The sequence below is a fragment of the Pedobacter sp. 01N416 genome (assembly GCF_056399685.1).
This window is the reverse complement of sequence record NZ_JBFTRT010000269.1, coordinates 1-8,945: the sequence shown is the minus strand read 5'-3', so window position 1 is coordinate 8,945 and position 8,945 is coordinate 1. Positions and strand designations below refer to the sequence as shown.

General features: G+C 38.1%; 9 protein-coding genes. 7 read left to right on the top strand and 2 right to left on the bottom strand.

Translation table 11 applies throughout. From position 1 onward, the window contains the following. Nucleotides 1-233 (bottom strand): hypothetical protein (locus AC1DND_RS15650; RefSeq protein WP_477582963.1); only part of this gene is annotated, 233 nt, incomplete at its 3' end. Nucleotides 234-585: 352 nt separating this feature from the next. Between AC1DND_RS15650 and AC1DND_RS15645 the strand changes: the two genes are divergently transcribed. The 7 genes from AC1DND_RS15645 to AC1DND_RS15615 all read left to right on the top strand — a co-directional run bounded on the left by AC1DND_RS15645 (nt 586) and on the right by AC1DND_RS15615 (nt 7,334). Further along, the gene (locus tag AC1DND_RS15645; RefSeq protein ID WP_477582962.1) at nt 586-2,022 is read left to right on the top strand and encodes a S8 family peptidase; all 1,437 of its coding nucleotides are present in this window, start codon (nt 586-588) and stop codon (nt 2,020-2,022) included. Between the two features lie 35 nt (nt 2,023-2,057). Further along, a complete protein-coding gene (locus tag AC1DND_RS15640; RefSeq protein ID WP_477582960.1) occupies nt 2,058-2,222 on the top strand; it encodes a hypothetical protein in 165 nt (54 codons plus the stop codon). Nucleotides 2,223-2,564: 342 nt separating this feature from the next. Continuing rightward, complete coding sequence (locus AC1DND_RS15635) at nt 2,565-4,160, top strand: glycine--tRNA ligase (protein WP_477582958.1); 1,596 nt, start codon at nt 2,565-2,567, stop codon at nt 4,158-4,160. A gap of 196 nt (nt 4,161-4,356) precedes the next feature. After that, nucleotides 4,357-5,025: a 2'-5' RNA ligase family protein gene (locus AC1DND_RS15630; protein ID WP_477582956.1), complete on the top strand. Its 669-nt coding sequence runs from the start codon at nt 4,357-4,359 to the stop codon at nt 5,023-5,025. 30 nt (nt 5,026-5,055) lie between these two features. Then, nucleotides 5,056-5,934 (top strand): DUF6252 domain-containing protein, encoded by an 879-nt coding sequence (locus AC1DND_RS15625; RefSeq protein ID WP_477582954.1) that lies wholly within the window; start codon nt 5,056-5,058, stop codon nt 5,932-5,934. 141 nt (nt 5,935-6,075) lie between these two features. Further along, nucleotides 6,076-6,483 carry a helix-turn-helix domain-containing protein gene (locus tag AC1DND_RS15620; protein ID WP_477582953.1) on the top strand — a complete coding sequence of 136 codons (408 nt, stop codon included), beginning with the start codon at nt 6,076-6,078 and terminating at the stop codon, nt 6,481-6,483. A gap of 86 nt (nt 6,484-6,569) precedes the next feature. Further along, complete coding sequence (locus AC1DND_RS15615; protein WP_477582951.1) at nt 6,570-7,334, top strand: SDR family oxidoreductase; 765 nt, start codon at nt 6,570-6,572, stop codon at nt 7,332-7,334. A gap of 196 nt (nt 7,335-7,530) precedes the next feature. Here the strand turns inward: AC1DND_RS15615 and AC1DND_RS15610 are convergent, their stop codons facing one another. Continuing rightward, entirely contained in the window at nt 7,531-8,736 is a 1,206-nt protein-coding gene (locus AC1DND_RS15610) for a C40 family peptidase (RefSeq protein WP_477582949.1), read from the bottom strand. Nucleotides 8,737-8,945: the final 209 nt, after the last annotated feature.

Genomic DNA, 8,945 nt, shown 5'->3' with positions numbered 1-8,945 from the left:
CGGATACCCAATGCACCATCAGCAATGCGCGGGTCTACTTTTTTACTAAAAAATTCGATATCAGCGATGAATTTTTTTAGGGTTTTTAAACCGAAAGAAACAGAATGGGCATCGTTTATTCCCAATAATTTATTAATTGCTGCTAAATGGTTGTTGCGGTAATTATCTACCATTTGTTGGATTATTGCCGGATCCATCGTATTTGGACGTCCGCGCCTTTCATTTGTTTTCATAAGATCGATTAGTTTTAGTAACAGATAACATACTAGTACCCCACATAAAAATACGATAGCATAGCTAGGTAGATGTTGCATTTCCATAATTTTTTGAGTTTTAATTAAAGTTAACTTTTATTCCCAAATGTGATAAAACTTTTATAGATAACAGATGGGGTTTTCCCCATATTTTATTGTTGTTTTTACCGCTTTTTATTTTGTTGCTTTCACCATTGATTTCTAGTGGTTTACCTAAGGTTTTTCTGCGCCAACTGTTTCAATTTTGGATTAGTGTTTAACAACAAAAAACACCAATGGGAATAAGCCGAAAATCCTGAATAGAGTAGGCAAAACTTAAAAAACTTAAACCATGTCAAAAACCTTGAAAAAAGAAGAAAAAGTAGAGTACACAGGAAGATACCTTGTACTATTACCAGAAGGATCCAACACCTCCGATTCTATTAACCAGATCAATTCTATTAGCGGACTGAACCTAAAAAGCTCTTTAGAATTTGAAAACGAGTTTTTCACAGATAAAGACCTCGCTAAAACTGATGGTATCATACTAGACAAGCTGGGAATTGCTATCGTAAACGAAAAACCGAAAATTGAAAATTCAATCAGCAGTTTAGGCGAAAGTGAAATGATTGTAGAAAAGGAAAGAGTAGTTTATGCCATTGGAATGCTGGATGAAAGTACTCAAAATTATGTAGAGGGTTACAGAGATGCGGTAAACCAAATGACCAATGTATTGGTTGGAACCGAAACAGAAGATTACAATTATGAAGAGCAAGAATCGGAAGTAGAATCTGTTGGTGCTACCTGGGGATTAAAAGCAACCAATGTTGTACCAACCAGCTTTTTAAGATACAACCCATACAATGGTGCAGGCATTAAAGTAGCCATATTGGATACAGGATTCGATTTCCATCATCCTGATTTTGCTGGCCGTCCTGTTGTTCATCAAAGTTTTATTAGCGGAGAAAGTACACAGGATGGACATGGCCACGGCACACACTGTACTGGTACCTCCTGTGGTCCTTCTAGTTCGCCATCGGCAACAGAAAGATACGGTATTGCTTATGCCGCCAGTATTTATATCGGAAAAGTTTTAAGCAATGGTGGTTCTGGTGGAGATGGAGGCATTCTTGCCGGCATTAACTGGGCAATTGCCAACCGTTGTGATGTGGTAAGCATGTCGTTAAGGGGCTTTGTAACCGGAGCAGGCTATTCTGCTGTTTTCGAAACCGCTGCTGCCCGCGCTTTAGCCCAAGGCACTTTAATTATTGCTGCTGCAGGAAACGATTCGGCAAGACCAGGCACTGTTAGACAGGTAATGCACCCTGCAAATTGCCCATCGATAATGGCTGTGGGTGCTGTAGATGTAAATATGAACGTAGCCGCTTTTTCTAACGGAGGCCTTTACCCAACTTATGGTGCTGTAGATATTGCTGCTCCAGGCGTTAACGTGTATTCTTCTACAAAACTGCCTACTAAGTATGCGAGCTGGAACGGAACCAGTATGGCTACCCCACATGTTGCAGGTATTGCCGCACTATGGGCACAGGCATCGGGCCTGAGAGGAATTAATTTGTGGAGAAAATTAACCTCAACTGCGAAAACGTTACCTTTACCTGGCAGAGATGTAGGTGCAGGATTGGTACAAGCGCCTACAAAAACAAGATTGATAAAATACCCAATTGATAGATTCCCGATTGATAAATTCCCAATTGATAAATTCCCAATTTTAGTTAATCCGAAATTCCCTATCGATCCAATTGGTCCAATTGAAAAAATTATAAGATGAAAAYAAAATGGTTAATATCTGTAAAGGATAACACAATGGATTTAGTAGTTAAAGAACTCAAGGAAATCGGTGTTAACGATATCGAGGCTTTAGATTCAATTGGTGTAATCGTAATTGTTCCGGGCAATCATAAAATTGCAGATATCAAAAAAATTGATGGCGTATTAAGTGTTGAAGAGGAAAGGGACATCAGCATTTAAGCCAACAAAAACCTAATCACCCTCTTAATTTTAAAAATCGGTGTGACATTTAGTTTGCACCGATTTTTTTTTGCACCCTATATCTAAACATTAATAGTTTCACATTTCTAGCCACCTAAACCTGATTAAAGCGAGCACGAGTGTAACGATTAAAGCGGAAAGCAGGAGCTCCGAAACCGACTAGCACGACTATTGCTTTCCTAATTATTTTGAACCATAAAAGAGATTTAAGGGCGTATAAGCTGACAGGTAAAACACCTTTCGTCTGTTTCCGACCACCTAAGACAGCTTATAACACCTAAGTTATGTGCAGAAATTCTAAAATCCGCAGTTCCTTTACCATTGAAAGAATACGGTTTTGTATTCCAGAGCAGCGAAATATATGATGGCTTAAGTGCCGTTTACGATTATGGCCAATTRGGTGCCGAGTTAAAAAACAACATTAAAACCTACTGGTGGAAAGCCATGGTACAAATGCATGAAAACATTGTTGGGATTGATTCTGCAATTTTTATGCACCCTAAGGTTTGGAAAGCCAGCGGACACGTTGATGGTTTTAACGACCCAATGATCGATAACAAGGATTCAAAAAAACGTTACCGAGCCGATCAGTTATTAGAGAATAAAATTGATGAGCTATATTCGGAACTGGCCAATTTCAGTGCAGAAAACAAAGCAAAATTTGAAGAATTTCAACAAGAAATATTGGGTTTAAGTGATGAAGGTCAGGCGAGCTGGGTACCAACGTTTAAAGATGAGGAAACGATTTTAGATCACAGTAAATATCCTTTTGTTGAGGAAGCGAGCTGGAGATTTGTTAAAAAGGGTTTAACGCTTGAAGTAGAAATGAACCTTGCGCTTAAATCTGAAAATTTAGCACAGCTAAAAGATTTAATTGTTGATTACAAAGTAATCTGCCCGATTTCTAAAACTTCTAACTGGACTGATGTGCGCCAGTTTAACCTGATGTTTAGCACACAATTTGGTGCAATGGCTGAAGGAAGCGATGAGGTTTATCTTCGTCCGGAAACAGCACAGGGTATTTTCGTAAACTTTTTAAATGTTCAAAAATCGGGAAGGATGAAAATTCCTTTCGGTATTGCGCAGATTGGTAAGGCTTTCAGAAATGAAGTAATTGCCCGCCAGTTTATTATGCGTATGCGCGAATTTGAGCAAATGGAAATGCAATTTTTTGTTCGCCCGGGTGAAGACAAAAAATGGTTCGAATACTGGAAAGAAGCACGCTTAAAATGGCACAAAGCTTTAGGTACTTCGCCCGAAAAATACCGTTACCATGACCACGTAAAATTAGCACACTATGCCAATGCGGCTACTGATATTGAATTCGAATTCCCATTCGGATTTAAAGAAGTTGAGGGGATCCATAGCCGTACCGATTTCGATTTAACGCAGCACCAGGAGTTTTCTGGCAAGAAAATGCAATATTTCGATAACGATTTAAATGAAGAAGGTAAACCTTATGGCAACTACGTTCCTTATGTTATCGAAACTTCTATCGGTTTAGACCGTATGTTCTTGTTAACCATGATTAATGCTTTTGAAGAGCAGGATTTAAGCACCGATGATAAACAGGATAGCCGTACGTTATTGCGTTTACATCCAGCCTTGGCGCCGTACAAAGTGGCTGTTTTCCCATTAACCAAAAAAGATGGTTTACCTGAAAAGGCCCGTGAGATTATGGATACTTTGAAATTTGATTTTAACTGTATTTATGAAGAGAAAGATGCTATCGGTAAACGTTACCGCCGTCAGGATGCTGTTGGTACACCTTTCTGTATTACGATTGATCACCAGAGTTTAGAAGATAACACCGTTACTATCCGCCACCGCGATAGTATGGCGCAAGAACGTGTAGCCATTGCCGATTTAGGAAACATAATAGGATCAGCAGTGAGTTGGAAAACTTTGTTGGCCTAATTTTAAATCTAACTTAGACACCTGATGGCGTCTAAGCTAGATTTATAATATTTGAGGGTATATCATAAGTTAATTTTCCCTTAATCTGTCACGTTGAGCCTGTCGAAACGCTTTACTACAAATCTAAGTAGGTCCTTCGACGGGCTCAGGATGACAATCCTATATTGGTGATACGCTTTCTTTTTGTGTACTAATAATGAATTTAGCCGAGCATTACCATAAACTTTATGCCGAATCAATCGCAGAGATATCTGCCGGAAATTATGAAACAGATCATTTAATCGATTCGGATACCGATCAGCGTTTTGGAATCACACTGGTAATCAGACCAGATGCTGCAACGAAAGGTAAAATCCAGCAGTTTTTAACTGAAGCAAAAGCAATTGAACCTGATCAATATTATTATCAGAATGCCGACATACACATTACCCTAATGTCTATCATTTCCTGTTATGAGGGCTTCGACTTAAAGCATATTCATGTTGAGGATTACATTCAACTCATCCAACAGGTTTTAGCCAGACATAAGCGTTTCAAGATTCAGTTTAAAGGACTTACGGCATCGGCATCCTGCATTTTAATTCAAGGTTTTTTAACCGATATCTTAAACGAAATCAGAGCTGGCTTTAAAAATTCAGATCTGCAACAGAGTATCGATAAACGTTATGCTATCCAAACTGCCCACGCTACCGTGATCCGTTTCAGATCGGAGTTAATCCATATAAACGCTTTGCTTAGTCTTATCGAAAAATACAGGGACTTTGATTTTGGCGCTTTTGAGGTGAAGCAGGTAGAATTGGTTTATAACGATTGGTACCAGCGGGAAAAATATGTTAAAAAATTGCATCAGTTTTCTTTATCTTAGCATATTAATTAATCCAACAAATTAACGCTCGTGAAATTACCTTTCAAATTATCGCTATTGGCACTAGTATGCCTTTTAATTACGTCATCTTGTAAAAAAGAAATCGATTACCATCAGGAATGGGCTTTATCTACAATGAGCGCAAAAGTTGATGGTGTTTTAGTGCAATGTACACTGGCTACTGCTCAGGTTTATGATGTAGGTGGAGAAATAAGTGTCCAAATCTCGGGTAACAAAGGAATTAATACCGGCTTTAGTTTACTGATCAGCAATTTTAAAGGTGTTGGCACCTATAATTTATCGGATAACAATATGGCGATTTACCTTTTGAGTACATCCGGATTACAAGATGCTTACATAGGCAATACATCAGGAACAATAAAGATAACCAGTTATTTAGCAGACAAATACATTAAGGGTACTTTTGCGTTTAAAGGAGAAAATCAATCTACTTCAACAAGCAAAACCATCAGCGAGGGGCAATTTATGATCAGCCTGGTTCCGGTTAAACTGCCCGAAACCAATAACAGTACTAATAATTTAAGTGCAAAGGTAGATGGCACCACAATTGGTTTTACCGGTGAAGCAATATCAATCAACACTCCAATTATTGGGAATTTACTTACCATTGTAACTATAAATGGTGATAAACGAATGATTCTTTCTGTAATAGATTATAAAGGCGTAGGCACATACGATCTCGTAACCGATGGAGTTGGATCTTACATGAAAGACCAAACACCTACAGGCTCATTTACTGCTACAAGCGGTACATTGGCGATTACAAGCGAAGCTGGTGGTAAATTAAAAGGAACATTTTCATTTAAAGCACCCAATGAAGATACGACTATTAATACATCAGTAACGGTTACAGACGGTACATTTGATCTACCCTTTAGCAAAAAATAAGAATTAACTTTTAAAATATAAAGCCGTTGATCTAAAAATCAGCGGTTTTTGCATTTAATAATCCTTTGGTCACAAATAACTTTCAGATTTCATATTCATTTTTCCGGATATTATATTTGTTTAAACAGCAATCGCTTTGATATGAAAATTCCACAGAAGTTTTTTGCCCGTCAACATGAAATCGCAGCCGATTTTTTGAAAGAGCTGGATAAACATTTAGACGATGTGGTATCGGGCAGGGTAACTGAGATGTTCGAAGTGAGGGATTTTGCCGAGCTTATTCATGTTCACCCCACACACTTAAGCAATACCATTAAATCGGCCACAGGCCACTCCCCCTGTTATTTCTTTGAAGAACGTTTAATGGAAATTTCAAAATCAATGTTACAGAATATAAGTATGCCTATTGCCGAAATTGCAAGAATATTAACCTACGATCCATCTAACTTTACCAAGTTTTTTAAACATTTCTCTGGCCAAACACCAAAACAGTACAGAGAAGCTTATTTCCAGTCTTTGACCGCAAATAAGGAAATTGTCACCATATAAAACTTAAACAGTCACCATTTTTACTTAAGCTGTCACCATTTTTATAGCTGTATTCCATCTAACTTTGTTTAACAAATTAAAAGAAAATGGAAACACAAAATAAAATAGCCCTGGTAACCGGTGGTAGCCGCGGATTAGGGAAAAATGCTGCTTTAAAAATTGCAGCAAAAGGAATTGGCGTAATTGTTACCTACCAATCTAAAAAAGAAGAAGCAGAAGCTACCGTTAACGAAATAAAACAGCTAGGGGTACAGGCCGCCGCGATACAGTTAAATGTAGCCGACACCAAAACTTTCGATGCTTTTTTTGTATCAGTTAAAGCTGTACTGAAATCTGTTTTTAATGCTGAAAAATTTGATTTTCTAATCAATAATGCAGGAATCGGCATTCATGCATCTTTTGCCGAAACTACCGAAGAACAATTTGATACTTTGATAAACATCCACTTTAAAGGAACTTTCTTTTTAACCCAAAAAGCTTTAACATTATTAAATGATGGCAGTGGGATTATTAATCTTTCTACTGGTTTGGCACGTTTTGCTACCCCTGGCTACGCAGCTTATGCATCGATGAAAGGTGCTGTGGAAACCTTAACAAGGTATGAGGCTAAAGAACTAGGTGTAAGAGGAATCAGAGTTAACGTTGTTGCTCCAGGTGCCATTGAAACTGATTTTGGAGGTGGTGTAGTGCGCGATAACGAGCAAATAAATGCAGGAATCGCCTCAAATACTGCCTTAGGCCGCGTAGGTTTGCCAGATGATATTGGTGGAGTGGTGGCCTTTTTATGTACTGAAGATGCGGGATGGATTAATGCGCAGCGAATTGAAGCATCAGGTGGTATGTTTTTGTAGTCTCAGCTTTAAGTTTGTAGCCACAACTTCTGTCTCAACACGAATTGTATCCTAAAGGAGATTTCACATCAGATGATGTCATGTTGAGCTTGTCGAAACACCTTAAAGAGTATTTTAAAAGGTCCTTCGACAAGCTCAGGATGACAAACCTATAATTATGATACAACCTCTTGAACATCTGCTTAAAACCCAACCGTTAATAAGCTGAGATTCCATACCAGTCATGTCGATCAACCCTTGTAATTTCGGAAGTACCAATCTGGTTCAGAAAACGTTTAGCACTAACCAGGGTTTTGCTTTCACGTTCATCAAAGTTAACTGCATCTGGTTTCAAACTGTTAATCCTAACCATTCCAGCTGATTGAATAAACTCGCCATCGCCCATATAAATAGCAGTATGTGTTATTCTTCCTCCGGATGTGCCTTTCAATTTTGCCGCGGCAAAAAACAATAGATCCCCTGCTTTTAAATTTTTAAGGCACTTAGTGAGGCTAATCGAATCTCCTTCTAAAACAGGTATATCTTCTCCAACCAAAGCTTGTTGCGAGGCGTCTCTCGGAATAATGATTCCATTCAGGAAATAGCTTGTTTTGGTAAAACCACTACAATCTACCCCTTTGATAGATGTGCCACCCCAAAGATAGGGCACGCCAATTAATGTTTTTGCAGTTGTTAAAATAGCTTCCGCATTTGGATTAGGTTTTTTCAGCCAATCTGAAAACAATTTGGCATCAGTTTTTTTAATGTAGCCCGTCCGTTTATCGGGAAAAACAACTTGATAATAAGCTTTTTCTTCGCCAGTTAATACTAAGATATTGCCATTTACTAAATCGGAAACCCGTGAGGAGTTCATATCTGCTTTGCTAAAAGCATGACCAAAGTCGGAAGTAAAAATAATCCGTTTTGATTTTTTCCACTCCTCAAAGGCCGTCTTATCCATAATACTTACAGCGGTAGCATCAGTCCATGAAAGGTAACCATCAGGTGTACGTACCAAATAATAACCGCCTTGTTTCTTTAATACTTGCACAGGTGTGCCCAAAATCATCTGCGTCATCATTTCTGCCGCATTTTGAGGGGCTGCTCTATTGTTACAGACCGAAAGATTGGCTAATCCATATTCCATCCCAGCTAAACTGTTTGAAGGAAGGAGTGTATTTATTTTAACGAAACCCTTAAAATCTTTACTTTGGTTATTTAGTGCCTCGAGCACTTGCGCCGAGGTACTTTCTGCAAAAACAGTATCTCCTTTAAATTGAATATTAAAATAAACAGACCGTTTATCTGGGGCAAATTCTTTCTTTATATGATTCGAAACTGTTCTAATTGCTGCCGTATCAACCTGCGCCTTTAAGGAAACCGCAAAATTTAATAAACAGCCTAATATTAATATTCCTTTCATCATCGTTTTCTAAAACTAAAATTACGCATATTCACTTTGCCTTATCAGGTAAAGGCTGTAACTAATTGCTTACGCGATATTATTTTAAAAAACGAGAAATAAAAAAAATTAAAAGACGTTATCCATGAAAATCATCCTATGTTTAAAATACTTGTACCTGCCCTTTTGCTCTTATTTTTTTCCAGCCAGGTTAATGCTCAAAAATGGAC